The organism is Segnochrobactrum spirostomi, assembly GCF_009600605.1.
Classification (GTDB): Bacteria; Pseudomonadota; Alphaproteobacteria; order Rhizobiales; family Segnochrobactraceae; genus Segnochrobactrum; species Segnochrobactrum spirostomi.
In genome coordinates this window covers 2951028-2969648 of the sequence record NZ_VWNA01000001.1, presented here as the reverse complement: position 1 = coordinate 2969648, position 18621 = coordinate 2951028, and the positions used below count along the sequence as shown (strand labels likewise).

General features: G+C 69.8%; 19 protein-coding genes. 13 read left to right on the top strand and 6 right to left on the bottom strand.

The window, feature by feature from the left end; all coding sequences use genetic code 11:
- The first annotated feature begins 394 nt into the window (after positions 1-394).
- The 8 genes from F0357_RS13355 (at position 395) to F0357_RS13320 (ending at position 4854) form a co-directional block, all read left to right on the top strand.
- The gene (locus F0357_RS13355) at positions 395-706 is read left to right on the top strand and encodes a hypothetical protein (protein ID WP_153482537.1); all 312 of its coding nucleotides are present in this window, start codon (positions 395-397) and stop codon (positions 704-706) included.
- 125 nt (positions 707-831) lie between these two features.
- The gene (locus F0357_RS13350) at positions 832-1068 is read left to right on the top strand and encodes a hypothetical protein (RefSeq protein ID WP_153482533.1); all 237 of its coding nucleotides are present in this window, start codon (positions 832-834) and stop codon (positions 1066-1068) included.
- 167 nt (positions 1069-1235) lie between these two features.
- Positions 1236-1472 carry a hypothetical protein gene (locus F0357_RS13345; protein WP_153482530.1) on the top strand — a complete coding sequence of 79 codons (237 nt, stop codon included), beginning with the start codon at positions 1236-1238 and terminating at the stop codon, positions 1470-1472.
- Between the two features lie 176 nt (positions 1473-1648).
- A complete protein-coding gene (locus F0357_RS13340; protein ID WP_153482528.1) occupies positions 1649-1966 on the top strand; it encodes a hypothetical protein in 318 nt (105 codons plus the stop codon).
- Between the two features lie 522 nt (positions 1967-2488).
- Positions 2489-2671, top strand: a complete 183-nt coding sequence (locus F0357_RS13335; RefSeq protein ID WP_153482524.1) for a hypothetical protein — start codon at positions 2489-2491, stop codon at positions 2669-2671.
- Between the two features lie 283 nt (positions 2672-2954).
- Positions 2955-3896 carry a MarR family winged helix-turn-helix transcriptional regulator gene (locus F0357_RS13330; protein ID WP_153482521.1) on the top strand — a complete coding sequence of 314 codons (942 nt, stop codon included), beginning with the start codon at positions 2955-2957 and terminating at the stop codon, positions 3894-3896.
- 529 nt (positions 3897-4425) lie between these two features.
- Positions 4426-4665 carry a hypothetical protein gene (locus F0357_RS13325; protein WP_153482517.1) on the top strand — a complete coding sequence of 80 codons (240 nt, stop codon included), beginning with the start codon at positions 4426-4428 and terminating at the stop codon, positions 4663-4665.
- Between the two features lie 45 nt (positions 4666-4710).
- Complete coding sequence (locus F0357_RS13320) at positions 4711-4854, top strand: hypothetical protein (protein WP_153482514.1); 144 nt, start codon at positions 4711-4713, stop codon at positions 4852-4854.
- A gap of 107 nt (positions 4855-4961) precedes the next feature.
- Here the strand turns inward: F0357_RS13320 and hutG are convergent, their stop codons facing one another.
- Genes hutG through hutI form a run of 3 tightly spaced genes read right to left on the bottom strand, consistent with a single transcriptional unit; the run spans position 4962 to position 8563 of the window.
- A complete protein-coding gene (gene hutG / locus F0357_RS13315; RefSeq protein WP_153482511.1) occupies positions 4962-5798 on the bottom strand; it encodes an N-formylglutamate deformylase in 837 nt (278 codons plus the stop codon).
- 27 nt (positions 5799-5825) lie between these two features.
- On the bottom strand, positions 5826-7358 hold the full coding sequence (gene hutH / locus F0357_RS13310; protein WP_153482508.1) for a histidine ammonia-lyase: 1533 nt from the start codon (positions 7356-7358) through the stop codon (positions 5826-5828).
- Entirely contained in the window at positions 7355-8563 is a 1209-nt protein-coding gene (hutI, locus tag F0357_RS13305) for an imidazolonepropionase (RefSeq protein ID WP_153482505.1), read from the bottom strand. The genes hutH and hutI overlap by 4 nt, the downstream gene beginning before the upstream one ends.
- 138 nt (positions 8564-8701) lie before the next feature.
- Between hutI and F0357_RS13300 the strand changes: the two genes are divergently transcribed.
- On the top strand, positions 8702-10081 hold the full coding sequence (locus F0357_RS13300) for a formimidoylglutamate deiminase (RefSeq protein ID WP_312861583.1): 1380 nt from the start codon (positions 8702-8704) through the stop codon (positions 10079-10081).
- Positions 10078-10815 (top strand): histidine utilization transcriptional repressor HutC, encoded by a 738-nt coding sequence (gene hutC / locus F0357_RS13295; protein ID WP_312861582.1) that lies wholly within the window; start codon positions 10078-10080, stop codon positions 10813-10815. Before F0357_RS13300 ends, hutC begins: the two co-directional genes overlap by 4 nt.
- 37 nt (positions 10816-10852) lie before the next feature.
- Here the strand turns inward: hutC and F0357_RS13290 are convergent, their stop codons facing one another.
- The gene (locus F0357_RS13290; protein WP_153482502.1) at positions 10853-13333 is read right to left on the bottom strand and encodes a methyl-accepting chemotaxis protein; all 2481 of its coding nucleotides are present in this window, start codon (positions 13331-13333) and stop codon (positions 10853-10855) included.
- Positions 13334-13565: 232 nt separating this feature from the next.
- On the opposite strand from F0357_RS13290, the gene pip reads away from it, so the two are divergent.
- Both pip and F0357_RS13280 read left to right on the top strand, forming a co-directional pair.
- The gene (pip, locus tag F0357_RS13285) at positions 13566-14522 is read left to right on the top strand and encodes a prolyl aminopeptidase (protein ID WP_153482498.1); all 957 of its coding nucleotides are present in this window, start codon (positions 13566-13568) and stop codon (positions 14520-14522) included.
- Between the two features lie 34 nt (positions 14523-14556).
- Positions 14557-15069, top strand: a complete 513-nt coding sequence (locus tag F0357_RS13280) for a heme-degrading domain-containing protein (protein ID WP_153482489.1) — start codon at positions 14557-14559, stop codon at positions 15067-15069.
- Between the two features lie 26 nt (positions 15070-15095).
- Here F0357_RS13280 and F0357_RS13275 read toward each other — a convergent pair whose 3' ends face one another.
- Both F0357_RS13275 and F0357_RS13270 read right to left on the bottom strand, forming a co-directional pair.
- Positions 15096-15623, bottom strand: coding sequence for an MgtC/SapB family protein (locus F0357_RS13275; RefSeq protein ID WP_153482486.1), 528 nt, complete (start codon positions 15621-15623; stop codon positions 15096-15098).
- A 60-nt stretch (positions 15624-15683) separates the two neighbouring features.
- Positions 15684-17096, bottom strand: a complete 1413-nt coding sequence (locus F0357_RS13270; RefSeq protein WP_208948331.1) for an APC family permease — start codon at positions 17094-17096, stop codon at positions 15684-15686.
- 346 nt (positions 17097-17442) lie between these two features.
- Between F0357_RS13270 and F0357_RS13265 the strand changes: the two genes are divergently transcribed.
- Complete coding sequence (locus F0357_RS13265) at positions 17443-18516, top strand: NAD(P)-dependent alcohol dehydrogenase (protein WP_153482478.1); 1074 nt, start codon at positions 17443-17445, stop codon at positions 18514-18516.
- Positions 18517-18621: the final 105 nt, after the last annotated feature.

Here is an 18621-nt window from a genome sequence, read left to right as displayed (position 1 = left end):
TTGACCCCTGCCGGCGAAAGCGTATCCTCAACTTCATCGAAACGACGACACCGAAGCAAACGGAAGAAACTTAAAGATCTTCTCAAGCTTCGACCGTCGGATCGATCGGAAGACAGGATGTAAACTGCGCCATTCTTGGGGACTTTTCCTCATCCCGTCTTCTCGAAGACCGAGCCCGCAAGGGTTCGGAAAGCTTCCACCACGACGAAGCTCTCGAGACCCCTCCGCCCGCGCTGCCGGCGTACCCGGCAACCCTCCGGTCCGGCCCCGACCGTCTTCGCCCCATCTCACGAGGATGCGGCGCCCGGCTCCGTGCGAGCCACCCTCACGAACGAGGGACCAAGACGTCGAATCCCCAGTCCATCGAACGCATCGAACACTGGGAGTGACCATCATGAACACCAACGCGAATGTTCTCGCCCTCGACGATCGGGCGCTCGTCGCCCTCAATGGCGGCCTGACGGGCACCGAAATCGGGGCCATCGCCGGCGGCGCGCTGGGCGCCATCGCCGTCGGAGCGAGCGCCGTCGCCGCCGTCACCGCCGCCACGGCCATCGGCCTGCCGGTTGTCGTCGGAACGGCCATCTTCGAAGGGGTCTGCGCCGCTTGCGGCGGAGCCTTCGCCGGCGGCGTCGACGGTGCGGCCGTCGGCTGGGTGGCCTCGCACGCCGAGAGCGCCTGGGACGACGTCAAGAGCTGGTTCTGACCCGGCTCACCACGCTCCGAAGCCCAATCGACCCTCCATCCCTTGAACGCGGTGTTCATCCTCGCAGCGGCTCACGCAGCCCACGGAATGAACCCGCCTCACACCCAAATTCAGGACTCACGATCATGACCACCACCGAAATGAAGACCCTCGACGACCGCACCCTGGAGACCGTCACGGGCGGCTTCGTCCTTCCCTTCAACCCGGACGACCTCGGCCCCGGCCCGGCGATCCCGCCCTCGGGCACCGTGACCGGCTTCAATCCGAAGTTCCTCGGCCCCGGCCCGGCCCTGCCGCGGAACGATCACGGCATGGACGACCTGCCGTACGGCGTCGGCCCGGGCATCATCCTGCCCCAGTGAGGCCCATCCGGGGTGGGTCGGCGGAGCGGTATCGCAATCTTCCGCCGCCCTGGCTCACCCCAATAGCCTACCGAAACCATCCTTGAACGCGGCGTCCTCCCCATGCCTGCCCATGCGGATGCATCGGAATGGAGCCGCTTCCACACCCAAATTTTGGAGCCACGATCATGATCACCACCAAGATGACCAATCTCGACGACCGCGCCCTGAATACCGTCACGGGCGGCTTCATGAACTTCATCAACCCGGCCGATTTCGGGCCCGGCCCGGTGATCCTCCAGCCGAACAAGGGCTTGGACGGGGAGCCGAAATTCCTCGGCCCCGGCCCGGCTCTGCCGCCGAACGACCACGGCATGGACGACCTGCCGTACGGCGTCGGCCCGGGCATCATCCTGCCCCAATGAGGCCGATCGGGCCGGATCGGCGGAGCGACATCGCGCCTCCGCCGATCCGGCTCCCCGTTCGACAAAGATCGCGCCCGTGGCCGAACTCGCATTGAGCGCCGTCCGCCGCGGATTTGCCCTGCGAGCCGCCACGGGGATAAGACCCGAAGCGGCCACCAACGCCGAGGAGCCCCATCATGAGCATCGACCGGAATTCTGCTTCCGTCCTCGGCGCAAAGATCGTGCCGCTCGCCGACGCGGCGCTTCGCGATGTCGTCGCCGGCGGCGTCGCACCGATCAACCTCGGCGGCATCGCGGCCACGCCCGTGTCGCAGGCGCTCGCGGCCGACGCCGCCATGGCGAACAACGGCCAGCCCGGCGGCCTCCCCTCATTCGGCGAGGCCGTCACCGGCAGCGCCGCCTTCGGGGCCGTCGTCAACGGCCCGCTCGACGTCGCCTCGGCGCCGTCGAACGCCCCGAGCGGCTTCGGGCCGACGCCGATCGACCTCGCCTGATCGGCCGCCCGCCAGACTGCGATCCGATCGAGGACCCGCGTCTCGGCCTTCCGCGCTCACCTCAAGCAGGCTCTTCCCACCGGCGCGCCGCACGAGTTCGCCGCCTTCATCGAGACATGACGCACGGTGTGTGGCGCAGCGCCACCGACTGTGAACGGGACCTTTCGTCCAGATTAAACCCTAGACATATCGTGCGTCGGATCCCCGATGCGGCTTGATTTCAGATGTCTCCAGCGTATCCTCTTCTTCGTCGAGACGACGAATTCCAATAAAATCCGACGGCTAATGAAATTCGGATGATGATTGGAGCCTCTTCGGATCGATGAAGATCGGTACCCATATTGGGGATATCGGACGAATACCGGTATGGGGGTGATCTGGGATGCCGAGCACAGCGATTTCCGCTCTGCGGCAGACCCGAGCCAAGCGTGCCTTCGCGCATCCCGCGTGCGCGGCGGCACCGTTCCATGAGGGGGCCGATCCCGGCGCCCCGTTCTACAAGCCATCCTCGGAGAAACCATCATGAGCACCATCGACGACAAGAAGATCCCGGCCGAAACCCAGCCGCTGGAGGACACCGCGCTGGCGGATGTCAGCGGCGGGAACGACGGCTTGCCCCGCCCGCGCATCCTGGCGAACGATGGCGAGCAGGAGCCGGATGAAGACGGCACGGCGGACTTCCGCCGCCCCAAGATCATACCGTGACCCACGCACGCCGCCGGATCGCCGTTTTCCCGATCGCGGCGGACACGGCCGATCCCTGAGACGAGCCTGATAGCCGGCCGGTCGTGCCTCGGACGACCGGCCGGTTCGCTTTTGAGAGGGGCGATGCGCAGGATCGACCTGCGGCTCGCGCGCCGACGCGGTCTCCCAAACTCGCGGACCGCCAGCGCGCCGCGGCACACCGGAGCCGTCCGGCCCCTTCCCTCGGAAGGCTGATTGCCGTATTCAGTGCGGATATCGTTGCATCATACAACTATCTGTGCGCATGACGGCTCCCATCGAAGACATCCGCGCCGCGTCCCGCCGCCTCGTCCGGGAACTCGGTTTCATGGGCGACGGCCTCGCCGGGACGGATCTGCCCCCGTCCGCGGTTCATGCGCTGATCGAGATCGACGCCCACCCCGGCATCACGGCGGGCGAGATCGCCGGCCGCCTGCGGCTCGAAAAGTCGAGCGTCAGCCGCATGCTGCGCAAGCTGGTCGAGTCCGGCACGGTGCAGGAGGCGGCAGGGCCGAACGACGCGCGCACCAAGGCGCTCGCCTTGAGCGCGGACGGGCAGGCCCTCGTCGCCGGCATTCATCGCTTCGCCCGGCTTCAGGTCTCGAGTGCGCTCGGCCGGCTCGAGCCGGCCGAGGCGCTCACCGTCGCCGAGGGGATCCGGCTCTATGCGGATGCGCTCACGGCCGCGAACGGCGGCGTGGGCGAGGCCGGCCCCGCGATCCGCATCGAGACCGGCTACCATCCCGGCCTGATCGGACGCATCGCAACCCTCCACGCCCGCCATTATGCGCGCGTCGCCGGCTTCGGCGCGGCCTTCGAGGCGGTGGTGGCGACCGGGCTCGCGGAATTTTCGGCCCGGCTCGATCGGCCCGCGAACCGCATCTGGCGGGGGATGCAGGGTGACGACATCGTCGGCTCGATAGCCATCGACGGCGAGGATCTCGGCGCGGGCAAGGCTCACCTGCGCTGGTTCATCGTCGATGACGGCCTGCGCGGCCGCGGTGTCGGACGGGGCCTGATCGCCGCAGCCACCGCCTTCGCCGACGCGCAGGGCTTCGGCGAGACCCATCTGTGGACGCTGCGCGGCCTGGAGGCCGCCCGCCACCTCTACGAAGCCCACGGCTTCGTCCTCGCAGAAGAGTGGCTCGGCACCCAATGGGGCACCCCGGTGCAGGAACAGCGTTATGTCCGCCTACGCCCGGCCTGACCTCAGAGCTGGCAGAGACGGGCCCAGGGCGCCGGTGGGCGACGACGTCCCAACGGTTTTGCGTCGGTGGCAAAGCTGAACGATATCTGTCCGCTGGATTAAGAATGCGACACGTTCGCATTCCGCCGTTGCGCCCGCCGATGCCGAGCGTATCATTATCTCTATCGAAACGACGTCGAAGCAGTTTGAGGTGATGCCTTACACTTCCGCAAACGTCTATCGATAGAGGAAAGTAGCCGTCGAAGAATGGAAGGAAAACTTCGATTGGGTCCGAGGGACATCAGATCGGAACGATCAAGAATACTCCTCTTCGTATACTACGGCGCTCTCCTCTCATGAAAGTCTTTCTGCCTCGACCTTCATCGCTCGAATGAAGCTCTCGGCGACCTCTCCGCCCGCGCTGCCGACTGACGGCAACCCTCCGGTCCGGCCCCGACTGTCTTCGCCCATCTCAACCGGATGCGGCGCCTGCCCTTATGGGACCAAGACGTCGAATCCCCAGGTCCATCGAACACTGGGAGTAGAAATCATGAACACCAACCGCACCACGACGGCTCTCGACGACCGCACCCTCTGCGCGGTGAACGGCGGAAGCTGGGAATTTCCCCCGATGCAGGCCTTCCAAGGTGAGACGGACGGGGGTGTCGGCGGCATCGCGGGCACCGTCACGCTGCCGCCGATGGCGCCCGGCCCGGTTATCTCCGTCAACGGCCGGCCGGCCTCGTCTTTCACTGGCGACTTCCAGCCGGTGCCGGTCGTCACCGCCTGATCGCGCATCGCGCCATACCAACCAGTCCATCTCGGAGCGACCATTATGGACACGGAACGCGACGTCGAATCTCTCGACGACACGGCACTGGCTGAGGCGAACGGCGGTGTCGTCTGCTACCCCTTCTATCAAGCTACCCTGCCGACGGACTGGCCACCGCCGCCCTTCGACCCGCACTACGAAGTGTGAAGGCACGGCGCCTCGGTCTTGAGGCGAATATCCGGCCGGCCGATCGTGACGATTGGCCGGCCGGTTGCCGTCGGAGGGGTCCCGAACCGGTTCGGCCCGTGGGCCCTTCATCCGGCGCGGGCGAAGGTCAGGCAGGCTTCGAGGACGTCCTTCAGCACGGCGCGTAGCGGCGCGGCATAAGCCGGGTCGTAGGGCGTCGGCCAATCGGCCTCGGAGACCGGCCCCAGCGGCTCGCGCAGATAGGCGCGGCAGGCGAGTTCCATCTGCACGGCGTGAACACCCGCCTCGGGCTGTCCATAATGCCGGGTGATGTAGCCGCCCTTGAAGCGGCCGTTGACCACCATCGGCCGCCCGCTCGCGGCGAGGATCGCCTCGATCGCCTGCGACAGCGCGGGCGCGCAGCTCGCTCCCGAGTTGGTGCCGAGATTGAACTCCGGCAGCGTGCCGTCGAACAGGCGCGGAATGATCGAGCGGATCGAGTGGCAATCATAGACCGCGACGCGCGGGTGGATCGCCTTGAGGCGACCGATCTCCTCGGCGAGCGCGGCGTGATAGGGCACGAAATAGGCGGCCTTGCGGGCCTCCACCGCCGCCGCGTCGGGCGCGCGGCCCTCGCGGTAGAGCGGCTCGCCGTCGAACGTCGTCGTCGGGCAGAGCTCGGTCGTCGCCTGCCCCGGATAGAGCGAAACGCCGGAGGGATCGCGGTTGACGTCGATCGCGGTCCGCGAGATCGCGGTCCGCACGATCGTCGCATCGAGGTCGGCCGCGAAGTCGTAGAGCGTCTCGATCCACCAATCGGCATCCCGACGGGCGAGCCAGGGCGAGACGAGATCGGGCAGGATCTCCGGCGGCAGGTCGGTCCCCGTATGGGGCAGGCTGACGACGAGCGGCGCCGCGCCGCGCCGCACGGTGAGCCAGTGAGGATGAGCTTTCGTCTCGGTCATGACGGTGATCCCTGCGCGGCCGAAGGCTCAGGCGGTGACGGCCGGCAGCGCGGCCGCGCCGACGATTTCGGCGAGCACACCGGCGCGCACCAGCGCGATGGCGGCCTCCATGTCCGGGTGGAAATGGCGGTCGTCGTCGAGGTGGGGCACCTCGGCGCGCAGCCGCGTCCGCACCTTCTCGAGCCCCGGGCTCGAGGCGAGCGGCGCATGGAAATCGCAGCCCTGCGCGGCAGCGAGCAATTCGATGCCGATCACGGCCGTCGCATTCTCGACCATGGCGAGGAGGCGGCGGGCGCCATGCGCCGCCATCGAGACGTGGTCTTCCTGGTTCGCCGACGTCGGGATCGAATCGACGCTCGCCGGGGTCGCGCGCTGCTTGTTCTCGGAGACGAGCGCGGCCGCCGTCACCTGGGGGATCATGAAGCCGGAATTGAGCCCCGGCTTCGGGGTGAGGAAGGCCGGCAGGCCCGACAGCGCCGGATCGACCAGCATGGCGATGCGCCGCTCGGCGATCGAGCCGATCTCGCACACCGCGAGCGCGATCATGTCGGCGGCGAAGGCGACCGGCTCGGCGTGGAAGTTGCCGCCGGAGAGCGCCTCGCCGTCCTCGGCGAAGATCAGCGGATTGTCGGAGACGCCGTTCGCCTCGGTCTCGAGCGTCGTTGCCGCCTGACGCAGCACGTCGAGGGCGGCGCCCATCACCTGGGGCTGGCAGCGCAGGCAATAGGGGTCCTGGACCCGGTCGTCGCCTTCGAGGTGGGAGGCGCGGATCGCGCTGCCCGTCATCAGCCCGCGCAGGGAATCGGCGACGGCGATCTGGCCGCGATGGCGGCGCAGACGGTGAATGCGGGGATCGAACGGCGCGTCCGAGCCGCGCGCGGCGTCCGTCGAGAGGGCGCCGGTGACGAGCGCGGCCTGGAACAGCCGCTCCGCCTCGAACAGGCCGGCGAGCGCGTTCGCCGTGGAGAACTGGGTGCCGTTGAGGAGGGCGAGCCCTTCCTTCGGGCCGAGCACCAAAGGCGCGAGGCCCGCGGCGGCGAGCGCCTCGGCGGCGGGAACGATACGGTCGCCGACATGGAAGGCGCCGACGCCGATCATCGCGGCCGTCATGTGGGCGAGCGGTGCGAGATCGCCGGAGGCACCGACCGAGCCCTGCGAGGGCACGACGGGGATGAGATCGCGGGCGAGCAGCGCCTCGAGCAGGTCGATCGTCTCCGGCCGCACGCCGGAGGCACCCTGGGCGAGGCTCGCGAGCTTGAGCGCCATCATCAGCCGCGCCACCGGCACCGGCATGGGCCCGCCGGTTCCTGCGGCATGGGACAGCACGATGTTGCGCTGGAGGGTTTCGAGATCAGCGGCGTCGATGCGGACGCTCGCGAGCTTTCCGAAGCCGGTGTTGATGCCGTAGACGGGCGCCCCTTTGGCGACGATCGCGGCGACTGCGGCGGCGCTGCGGGCGATCGCCGGCCGGCAGGCGGGATCGAGCGCAGCCGTCGCGCCGCGATAGATCGCCTGCCATTCGGCGAGGGTGACGGCACCGGGTTTCAGGATGAGTGTCATCGGCCTCTCCAGACGCGGGCATGGAGCGGATTGAAGCCCATGCGATAGACGAGTTCGGCGGGACGCTCGATGTCCCAGATCGCGAGATCGCACCATTTGCCGGCTTCGAGCGTGCCGACCTCTCCGAGGCGACCGAGAGCGCGGGCGGCCTCGCGCGTCACCGCCGCGAGACATTCCTCGACGGTGAGGCGAAACAGGGTCGCGCCCATGTTCATGACGAGGAGGAGCGAGGTGAGCGGCGAGGTGCCGGGATTGCAATCGGTCGCGAGCGCGATCGGCACCCCGGCGGCGCGGAAGGCGGCGACCGGCGGCTGCTTGGTCTCACGAATGAAATAGAAGGCCCCGGGCAGCAGCACCGCGACGGTGCCGGCGGCGGCCATCGCCGCGGCGCCCGCCTCGCCGGTATATTCGACATGGTCGGCGGAGAGCGCACCGAAGCGCGCCGCGAGCGCGGCGCCACCGAGATCGGAGAGCTGGTCGGCGTGGAGCTTCACCGGCAGCCCGGCCGCGCGCGCCGCCTCGAACAGGCGGGCGATCTGCTCAGGCGAGAAGGCGATGCCCTCGCAGAAGCCGTCGACCGCGTCGGCGAGACCCTCGCGGACGACCGCCGGCAGGATCTCCGCGCAGACCCGGTCGATGTAGCCGTCCTTGTCGCCGTTCGCCTCGGGCGGCAGCGCGTGGGCGCCGAGGAAGGTGACGGCGACCGAAACCGGGCGCTCGGCGCCGAGCCGGCGCGCGGCACGCAAGCTCTTGAGTTCGTTCGCGAGATCGAGGCCGTAGCCGGACTTCACCTCGACCGTGGTGACGCCCTCGGCGAGGAGCGCATCGAGGCGCGGCAGCGCCGACGCGACCAAGTCGTCCTCGCTGGCGGCCCGGGTCGCCCGCATGGTGGAGACGATGCCCCCGCCCGCCCGTGCGACCTCCTCGTAGCTGGCCCCGGCGAGGCGCAGCTCGAATTCGTGTGCCCGGTCGCCGCCGTGGATCACGTGGGTGTGGCAATCGATGAGGCCGGGGGTGATCCAGCGGCCGTCGCAGGCGACGATCTCGGCGGCGTCGAGCCCGGCGGGTGCATCCGCGGCGGCACCCGCATAGACGATGAGGCCGTCCGTCGCGGCGACGACACCGTCCTCGACGATGCCTAGGCCGGGCCGGCCGGCCGCGAGCGTGGCGAGACGGGCGCCTTTCCACAGGCGGTCGCAGCGCATGTCGTTCCTCCCGCATCGAGCCTTCGCGGTGCCGGTCCGCTCACGCGGACGGTTGGCGATCGGCCGAATAATGTCTATACATAAACGCGAACCCCATCCGCTGTCGAGGGCGCTCGACGCGCCCGGAGGAGACCTCCCGTGCCCGCAGCCGACACCCCCGCTTCGCTCTGGTTCGAGACCGCGCTGTTGCCGCAGGGATGGGCGAGCGGCGTCCGGCTGACGCTTACGGACGGTCGCATCGCGGCAATAGAGACCGGAACGGCGCCGGCCGCCGGTGAGGAACGCCACGCCATCGCCCTGCCCGGCCTGCCCAATCTGCACAGCCACGCCTTCCAGCGCGGCATGGCGGGCCTCGCCGAGGTGCGCGGGCCGGCCGGCGACAGCTTCTGGACCTGGCGCGAGACGATGTACCGCTTCGTCGACCGGATGAACCCGGACGACGTCGAGGCGATCGCGGCGCAGGCCTACATGGAGATGCTGGAGACGGGCTTCACCCGCGTCGGCGAGTTCCACTATGTCCACCACGACACCGCCGGCGCGCCTTACGCAAACCTGGCGGAGATGGCCGAGCGCATCGCCGCCGCGGCGGCGGAGACCGGCATCGGCCTGACCCTCCTGCCGGTGTTCTACGCCCATGCCGGCTTCGGCGGCCTGCCGCCCGGCCACGGCCAGCGCCGCTTCATCAACGATCTGGAGGGGTATGCCACGCTCCTCGGCGGCAGCCGCAAGGCGGTCGCGGGCCTGAAGGATGCCGTCGTCGGCATCGCGCCCCACAGCCTGCGCGCGGCGACGATCGAGGAGATCGAGGTGCTGGTGCCGCTCGCCGACGGCGGGCCGATCCATATCCACATCGCCGAGCAGACCAAGGAGGTCGAGGATTGCGTCGCCTGGTCCGGCCGCCGCTCCGTCGAGCTCCTGTTCGAGCGGATCGCCGTCGATGACCTTTGGTGCCTCGTCCACGCCACCCACATGACCGATGCCGAGCGCATCCGCTTCGCCGCGAGCGGCGCGGTCGCCGGCCTCTGCCCGATCACCGAAGCCAATCTCGGCGACGGCATCTTCCCGGCCCGTGCCTTCGTCTCCGAGGGCGGCCGCTGGGGTGTCGGCTCGGATTCCAACATCCGCATCGCCGCGGCGGAGGAATTGCGGCTGCTCGAAGATTCCCAGCGCCTGTCGCTGCGCGCCCGCAACGTGCTGGCGGGCGCCGAGGGCCGTGCGACCGGCCGCGATCTCTTCGATGCCGCCCTCGCCGGCGGCACACAGGTGCTGACGCCGGGCGAGCCCGCCGGTCTCGTCACCGGTGCCGCGGCCGATTTCCTCACCCTCGCCGCCGACCATCCGGCCTTCGCCGCCCGCCGCGGCGACGCCCTCCTCGACGGCTGGGTGTTCGCCGCCCGCGACCGGGCGATCGACGGCGTCTGGCGGGCCGGCGTTCAGGTCGTCGAGGGGGGCCGCCACCGCGCGCGCGCGGCGATCGAGGCCAGCTTCCGCAAGACCCTCGAAGGCCTGCTCGGGTGAAGGCGGCGGACGCGACCGCAACGGCGCCGGCGGCGCTCCACCAGCGCATCCGCAGCGAGATCGAGGCCAAGATTCTGTCGGGCGAATGGCCACCCGGCCATCGCCTGCCCTTCGAGCACGAGCTGACGGCGCATTATGGCTGCGCCCGGATGACCGTGAACAAGGCGATGGCGTCGCTCGCCGCGGCGGGGCTGATCGAGCGGCGCAAGCGGGCCGGCTCGTTCGTCGCCCGGCCGCACATCCAGTCCGCGGTGCTGCGCATTCCCGACATCGCGGCCGAGGTGCGTGGGCGCGGCGCCGTCTACGGCTATCGCCTGATCGACCGCCGCGAACGGGCGGCGCGCAAGAGCGAGGCGGCCGCGACCGGCATGCCGACGGGCGCGCCGCTGCTCGCCCTCGCGTGCCTGCACACGGCCGGCGGGCGTCCGTTCGCCCTCGAAGACCGTCTCATCAACCTCGCGGCGGTGCCGGAGGCCGGTGAGGTCGACTTCGCCGCCGAGCCGCCCGGCTCGTGGCTTCTGGAACACGTGCCCTGGACCGAGGCCGAACACCGCATCCAGGCCCTCGGCGCCGACGAGACCGCCGCCGCCCGGCTCGCGCTCGCGCCCGGCACCGCCTGCCTCGCGGTCGAGCGCCGCACCTGGCGGGGGGGCGAGACCATCACCTTCGTGCGGCAGACCTTTCCCGGCGATCGCTTCGACCTCGTCGCCCGCTTCGCCCCGTCGGAGGGCTGACGGCGGCGCGCGCCGCCGCCAATCGCCCGCGCCGGTCTCAGGCGGCCTCGGCGAGCCTGAGCATCGGCACCTCGGGTTCGGGCGACACCGCCTCGACCGTCTGGTCGAGACCGATCCCGCGCTCGATGGCGCCGACCCGGCCGAGGAAGGCGTCGATGGTGTGGCGTAGCTGCTCCGAGCGGTCGCTGACGTCCCGCGAAGCCGCGAGCACGTCGTTGGCGGCGTCCGCGGTCGAGCGCACGGCGCCGAGCAAAGCGTCGGTCTCGGACGCCGCCTCGCCGGTGCCGTGGGCCGCGACCTGGGCATTGTGGGAGATTTCGGAGGTGGAGGCTTCCTGCTCCACGACCGCGGCGGCGATGGCGCTCGTCACCTGGTCGGCGGTGACCATGGTCGAGGAAATCTCCTGCACCGCGCTCACCACCAACTCGGTCGACCGCTGGATGTCGGCGACGAGCTTGGCGATTTCTTCCGTCGCCTGCCCGGTCTGGCCGGCGAGCGACTTCACCTCGCCGGCGACGACGGCGAAGCCCTTGCCCGCCTCGGCGGCGCGCGCCGCCTCGATCGTCGCGTTGAGGGCGAGCAGGTTGGTCTGACCGGCGATGGCACGGATGAGATCGATGACGCTGCCGATCTGGGCAGCGGCCTTGTAGAGGTCGTCGATCCGCTGGTTCATCGACTTGGCGGAATCGGCGGCGGCGGCGACCGCGCCGGTCGCCGAGCCGACCTGCCGGCTGATCTCGCCGATCGAGGCGCTGAGCTCCTCGGCGGCGGCGGCGACGGTGGTGACGCCGCGCGTCGCCTTGCCGGTCGCCTCGGAGGCGAGGGTCGCACGGTCGGTGGCGCTGCGGGCGATGCCGGTGAGCGAACCGGCCGTCGTCTCCATGCGCCGGGCGTTGGCGCCGACCGATTCGACCAGCGCCTCCACCTCGACGCGGAACTCGGCGATCAGGGCGGCGATCGCCGCCGAGCGGGCCTCGCGGGCCGCCTCGTCGGCCTCGGTCGCCGCGGCGAGGCGCGCGCGCTCCACCGCGTTGTCGCGGAACACGCGGACGGCGGCGAGCATCGAGCCGATCTCGTCGCGCCGGTCGCTGCCGGACAGGTCGATGTCGGTCGCCCCTTCGGCGAGCCGGCGCATGGCCGCCGTGAGGCTGCCGATCGGCCGGGCGATGGCGCGGGTGAGGAGGAAGCCGATGAGGATCGCCGCGAGCACGGCGACCGCGACCGCGATGCTCACCGCGGCGGTGGTGCGGGCCTGATCCGCGCTTGCGAGATCCGCATGCTGGGCGATCACCTCGCCGATGCGCTGCGTCGTGGTCTGGGCGTTCTCGTTCACGGCGTTCACGGCGGTGGCGAAGTTGCCGAGCGCTTCGTCGAGGGCGTGGAAGCTCTCGTTGTAGGCCGTCAGGCTCGCCGCGACCGTGTCGAGGCCGGCGCGCCAGATGTGCCGGGAGAGCCCGTCGGCCTGCTTGAAGATCGCCTCGGCGTCGGCCCGCGTCTCGTCGTTGCGGTCGAGCTCGAAGGCCCGGGTCGCGCCGTCGAGGCGCGTCACGAGGAGCGTCATGGCGCGACCCGTCGAGGCGCCGAGTTCCGCCTGATTGCGGTCGAAGCGGGCGCTCTTGAGCCCGGTCGCGACCTCGTCGCGCAATTTCGTCAGTTGGAATCCGAGGCGCACACCGTCCTGCGCGACGGTGCCGAGCGCCGTCTCGGCCGCATCAATCGCCACCGTCTTCGCGATCTCGTCCGCGTCCGGCGCGGCGAGCTTCGCCTGCGCCGCCTCGAGCAGCGTTCCGGCGGAGGCGGTGTCGGCGCTCGTCTGGCGCGTCATATCGGCGATCTCGGGCACCCGGGCGGTCAGCAGGAGATTGGTCTGGTTCTGGATCGCGCCGAAGCCGGCCTTCGCCTCGATGAGCGATTGCGCGTCGCCGGTCTTGGCGCCGAGAAGCGCGAGGCTGACACGGTAGGCATAGGATTGCAGCGCGCCCGCCTGCTGCAGGGCGGCGTCGATCGCCTGGGCGCGGGTCTCCGCCTTGGTCACGGCCGCGGCGGCGTCCATCTGCGCCTTGGTGCCCTCGGATTCGGCCTTGCGGGCCTGCTTCGCCAATGTGGAGAGCGCGTCGCCCTGGCGTGCCCGGGCATCGGCGATCTTCGCCGTCGCCTGGACCAGGGTGTCGATCGCGCCGTCGAAAGCGGAGATGGCGGAGCGTGCCTGGGCGAGCGTCTGGTTGTCGGCTTCGCCGAGCCCGTCGAGCGATCGCACGATGTCGGCGAGATCCGTCTTGGCGCGGGCCGCCGTGGCCGGATCGGAGGTGGCGCGGAAGCGTTCGACCTCGCCCACCGCCCCGCTGACCTTCACGAGCACGTTGGCGCTCCGGCTCGTCAGGTCGACGGTACCGCCGAGGCTGCGCACGCCGCTCAAACCGACCGCGCCGACGGCCGCGGTCAGAATCACCAGCACGACCATCGCCGTGCCGATCTTGAAACCGCTCGATCGGTCACGAAGGAAATGAAAGCCCGCCATTTTTCGCCCCAGCTTTGCGCAGTCGCGGGCGGCGCGGCACGGGGCGTACCCGCGGAGAAACACGCGCCGGAACCCGCTCTCCGCCCATGGCTAGGTCGCGAAGCTTTCGCGAAAATGTCGCGGGGCTTTCCCGAGGCCGTCGCGAGGCTGAACTCCGCGTGACAGGCCGCGGACGTTGAGCGCCCGCCGTGGCTGTGTCACAAGCGGCTCACCCCGAGATTGGGAGAAATCGATGTCCGCCCTGCGCACCGCCTATCCGCCGATCGAGCCCTATGCGAGCGGCCGTCTCGCCGTCGGCGACGGTCACGAGATCTATTGGGAGCTCGTCGGCAACCCGAAGGGCAAGCCGGCGGTGTTTCTCCATGGCGGACCGGGCGCGGGCGCCTCGCCGGGGGCGCGGCAATTGTTCGACCCCGCGCTCTACAACGTGCTCCTGTTCGATCAGCGCGGCTGCGGCCGCTCGATCCCCCACGCGAGCCTCGAGGCCAACACCACCTGGCACCTCGTCGCCGACATCGAGCGACTGCGCACGGAAGTCATGGGCGTGGAGCGCTGGCTCGTGTTCGGCGGTTCGTGGGGCTCGAGCCTCGCCCTCGCCTATGCCGAGACCCACCCGGAGCGGGCGAGCGAGATCGTGCTGCGCGGCATCTTCGCGGTCCGGCGCGAGGAACTGCTCTGGTATTATCAGGAAGGCGCGTCATGGCTGTTCCCGGACAAGTGGGAGCGCTATCTGGCGCCGATCCCGGAGGCCGAGCGCGGCGGTCTGATCGGCGCCTACCGCAAGCGGCTCATCTCGGACGATCCCGCCGTGCGCCTCGAAGCGGCCCGGGCCTGGGCGCTGTGGGAGGGGGAAACCATCACCCTCCTCCCCAACGCCGACTTCTCGAAGGAATTTTCCGGCGACGAGTTCGCCCTCGCCTTCGCCCGCATCGAGAACCATTATTTCGTCCACGCCGGCTTCCTCGAAGAGGGCCAGCTCATCCGCGATGCCGGCCGGCTCCGCCACATCCCGGCGGTCATCGTGCAGGGGCGCTACGACATCGCGACCCCGGCCCGCACCGCCTGGGAGCTGCACAAGGCCTGGCCGGAGGCGGCGTTCCATCTCGTCGCCGATGCCGGCCACGCCTACAACGAGCCCGGCATCCTCCACCATCTGATCGAGGCGACCGACGCCTTCGCGCGCCGCTGAAGCGGCTGCGCGACGCCCTTTTGCGGAGACCGACATGACCCAGCATCCCGACGCGATCGAGCGCGACCTCGCCGTCATCGCCGACCAGGAAGCCCGCCTGGTCTTCGAGACGTTCGGCCCCGCCACCGCCTGGGACATCGGATGCCGGCTCAAGGTGCGCGCCGAGGAGAAGGGGCTCGGCGTGACGATCGACATCCGCACCGCGACGCGGCCGCTGTTCCACGTCGCGCTCGACGGAACGAGCCCGGACAACACCGACTGGGCGCGGCGCAAGAGCAACGTCGTCCTGCATTTCGGCCGCTCGTCCTACCGCATCGGCCTCGCGCTCGCGCGCCGCGGTTCCGACCTCGTCGCCGAGCAGGGCCTCGCGCTGCGGGATTATGCCAGCCACGGCGGCAGCTTCCCGATCAACCTGCGCGGCACGGGCTGCATCGGCGCGATCACCGTGTCCGGACTGCCGCAGCGCGACGATCACGCCCTCGTCGTCGAAGTCCTCGCCGAGGCGCTCGGCTTCTCGCCGGCCGAGTTCGCCCTGCCGGCGCGCTGACGCCCGGCCCCGATCCGATCGATCGCTCAATATTCGGCGTCGCGCTCGCCGTCGCGCGGGCGCGGGCCCAGATCCTCGTTGCGCGGCCCGGTGCCGAGCCGGGCATGGAGCCAGCGCTCGAGCGGCCCGCCGAACACGAGGAGGAGGCCGGACACCACCACCGCGGTGACGACGAGCACCCATTGGCCGAGGCCGCAGACGATGCCCATCGACGCGGTGAGCCAGACGGTCGCCGCCGTGGTCAGCCCGCGCACCCGGTGGCCCGGTACCTCGCGGATGATGACGCCGGCGCCGATGAAGCCGATGCCGGTCAGGATGCCCTGGATGAGGCCCTGCATCACCCGGCTCATGGCGTCGGGATGGCTCTCGACGGGGGTGTGCTGGCCGAGATAGCGGATGGTGCCGATCGTCACCACCGCCGAGGCGAGGGCGACGAGCCCGAGGGTGCGGATGCCCGTCGCCTTGCCGTGGAGATCGCGGTTGAGGCCGTAGGCCATGCCGATGATCGTGGCCGCGACGAGCCGCGTCACCGTATCGAAGATCTCGAGCGGCATGTCCGCCTCCCATGTCCGCCTTCTTCATGCGCGGCGGACGCGCGGTCCTCTTCGCCCGCCCTATTCTCCCGCCTGGGCCCCGCGTGCCATCGTCAGGACGGACGCCGCTTCCGCCGGGTCGGTGTAAAAGCTGCTGCGGTAGCGCCGGCGATAATAGACGAGCGGGATCACCCCGATCACGATCGTGCCGATCGAGATCGCCGACACCTGCCAGCCGAGCTGCGGCAGTTGATAGAGCCCGACATAGCCGACGAACAGCGCCGAGCCGAGCGGCACGATGCCCGCGAACACGAGCACCCGCCAGTCGGTGAAGAGGACCTTGCGGTAGTACCAAGCGCAGGCGATGCCGGCGATCGAATAATAGAACGAGACCTGGACGCCGATGGCGTTGATGAGGTCGCTCATCAGGATGTTGAGCGTCGGCACCGTCGCCGAGGCGGCGAACAGGAGGAGCGAGACGCCGGCAACAGCGAAGCCGGCGAGCCACGGCGTCTGAAAGCGCGGATGGAGGTGGCCCATCGTCTCGCCGATCACCCGGTCGCGGGCCATCGAATAGAGCAGCCGGGTGCACTGGAGGAGCTGGGTCTCGAGCGTGGCGACCGCGCTCACCATGACGGCGAGCACCGCGATGGCGCTCCACGGCGCCGGCAGCGCGACGTGGCCGAGCGCGGGCAGCAGGTTGGCGCTGTTCGCCTGCACCTGGGCCGGGGTCAGCGCCATCTGCACGGCGACCTGGATCAGGATGAAGATGAGGAAGATGACGAGCACCCCGGCGATGCCGCCGAGGCCGGCGGTGCGCTCGGCGTTCGCCGTCTCCTCGGCAAGGTTCGACGAGACGTCCCACCCGAAATAATAGAACACGGCGACGAGCATGCCGGCCGAGAACGACTGGAACGTGCCGAAGCTCTGCGGCAGGAACCAGCTCCAGGAGAAATTCGACACCGGCGCGGCGTGGACATTCCAGATCGCCAGGAAGCCGACGAGGAGAAGCGCGCCGAGTTCGAGCAGCGTCATCATCACCTGCACCTTGGCGGTGGCGGTGATGCCGACGGTGACGAGGGCGAGCACGCCCAGGAACCAGACGACGCCGATGCCCGTCGCCCACATCACGTCGTGGAGTTCGCCCGGATTGAAGAGGTCGAGGGTCGCCTCGCCGGCCGGCAGCGCCGCGGCGACCATGAAGATGGTCGACAGCGAGAGCAGCGCCCATCCGGCGAGGAAGCCGAGCGCCGGGTGGATGGCGCGGCCAACCCAGGCATAGGCGGCACCGGCGTCGGACCTCCACTGGTTGAGATAGGAGAAGGCGATTGTGATGCCGATCATCGGCACGAACGCCACCCACAGCGCGGCCGGGCCGGCGATGCCGACCGCGGCGACCAGCGCGGCCGTGCTGGCGGTGATGGAATAAGCCGGCGCCGATCCCGCGACCGCCATCACCAACGTATCGACGAGCCCCAAAGCTCCCGATTTCAAAGACCTTTCCACGCCAATCCCCATATCGACGCGGCGATCCGCCCGCGAATCGCCAACCAACCCCATCCGGGAACCATAAAGCGACAATAACGGGCCCCATGCGACAAATGCGTGAGGCCGGCCGCCCCGTCCATCCCCCTTGATCGGCATCAAGGCCGATTGCCGACGCCCGCATCATCCTGCCGCCGTCGACGCCGGGTAGCCCTTCCGCCTCCGGCTCCGACCGGCGCGATCGTGCCCGGCAGCGCGCGATCCGCTTCGTGCCGCGATGCCATTCGGGCGCCGCAGCGCATCCGGAAGCCCTCCGAGGGGTTTCCGACCTCGTTGCCATTCGGAGCGCTGATCCATGCCCAAGATGAAAGCCGCCATCTTCGTCGAACCCGGCCGCATCGTCCTCGACGAGAAGCCGATTCCCGAGGTCGGTCCGCTCGACGCCCTGGTGCGCGTGACGACGACCACCATCTGCGGCACCGACGTCCACATCCTGAAGGGCGAATATCCGGTCGCGAAGGGGCTCACCGTGGGCCACGAGCCGGTCGGCGTCATCGAGAAGCTCGGCTCTGCGGTCAGCGGCTACCAGGAAGGCCAGCGCGTCATCGCCGGCGCCATCACCCCGAGCGGCTATTCCTATGCCTGCCTGTGCGGCTGCGGCTCCCAGGACGGTCCCGGCACCAAGCACGGCTTCCGTGCCACCGGCGGCTGGAAGTTCGGCAACATCATCGACGGCGCCCAGGCCGAATATATCCTGGTGCCGGACGCCATGGCGAACCTCGCCCCCGTTCCGGACGACCTCAGCGACGAAGACGTCCTGATGTGCCCCGACATCATGTCGACCGGCTTCTCCGGCGCCGAAAGCGCGGGAATCAAGATCGGTGACACCGTCGCGGTGTTCGCGCTCGGGCCGATCGGCCTCTGCGCGGTCGCCGGCGCCAAGCTCAAGGGCGCGACGACGATCATCGGCGTCGACACGGTTCCCGAGCGGCTCGCGATCGCCAAGCGGCTCGGCGCCGATCTCGTGGTCGACTACAAGGCCGGCGATCCGGTGAAGCAGATCCTGGAGCTGACCGACGGCCGCGGCGTCGATGCCTCGATCGAGGCGCTCGGCACCCAGGCGACCTTCGAGGCGGCGCTGCGCGTGCTGCGGCCGGGCGGCACTCTGTCGAGCCTCGGCGTCTATTCGACCGACCTTCGGATCCCGCTCGACGCCTTCTCCGCCGGCCTCGGCGACAACAAGATCGTCACCACGCTCTGCCCCGGCGGCAAAGAGCGGATGCGCCGGCTCCTCTCGGTGCTCGAATCGAAGCGCACGGACCTCACGGCCCTGGTGACCCACCGCTTCAAGCTCGACGATATCGAAGCGGCCTACGACCTGTTCTCCCACCAGCGCGACGGCGTCCTCAAGGTCGCGATCACGCCCTGAGCCGTCGCGAACCCTCGCGCGCCTACGACGGAGGTCGGGCTCCCGCCCGGCCGCCGGCGTCGGCTATAAGGGGGGCGGTTCGTCCGAGATGGACCGCCGGTCCCT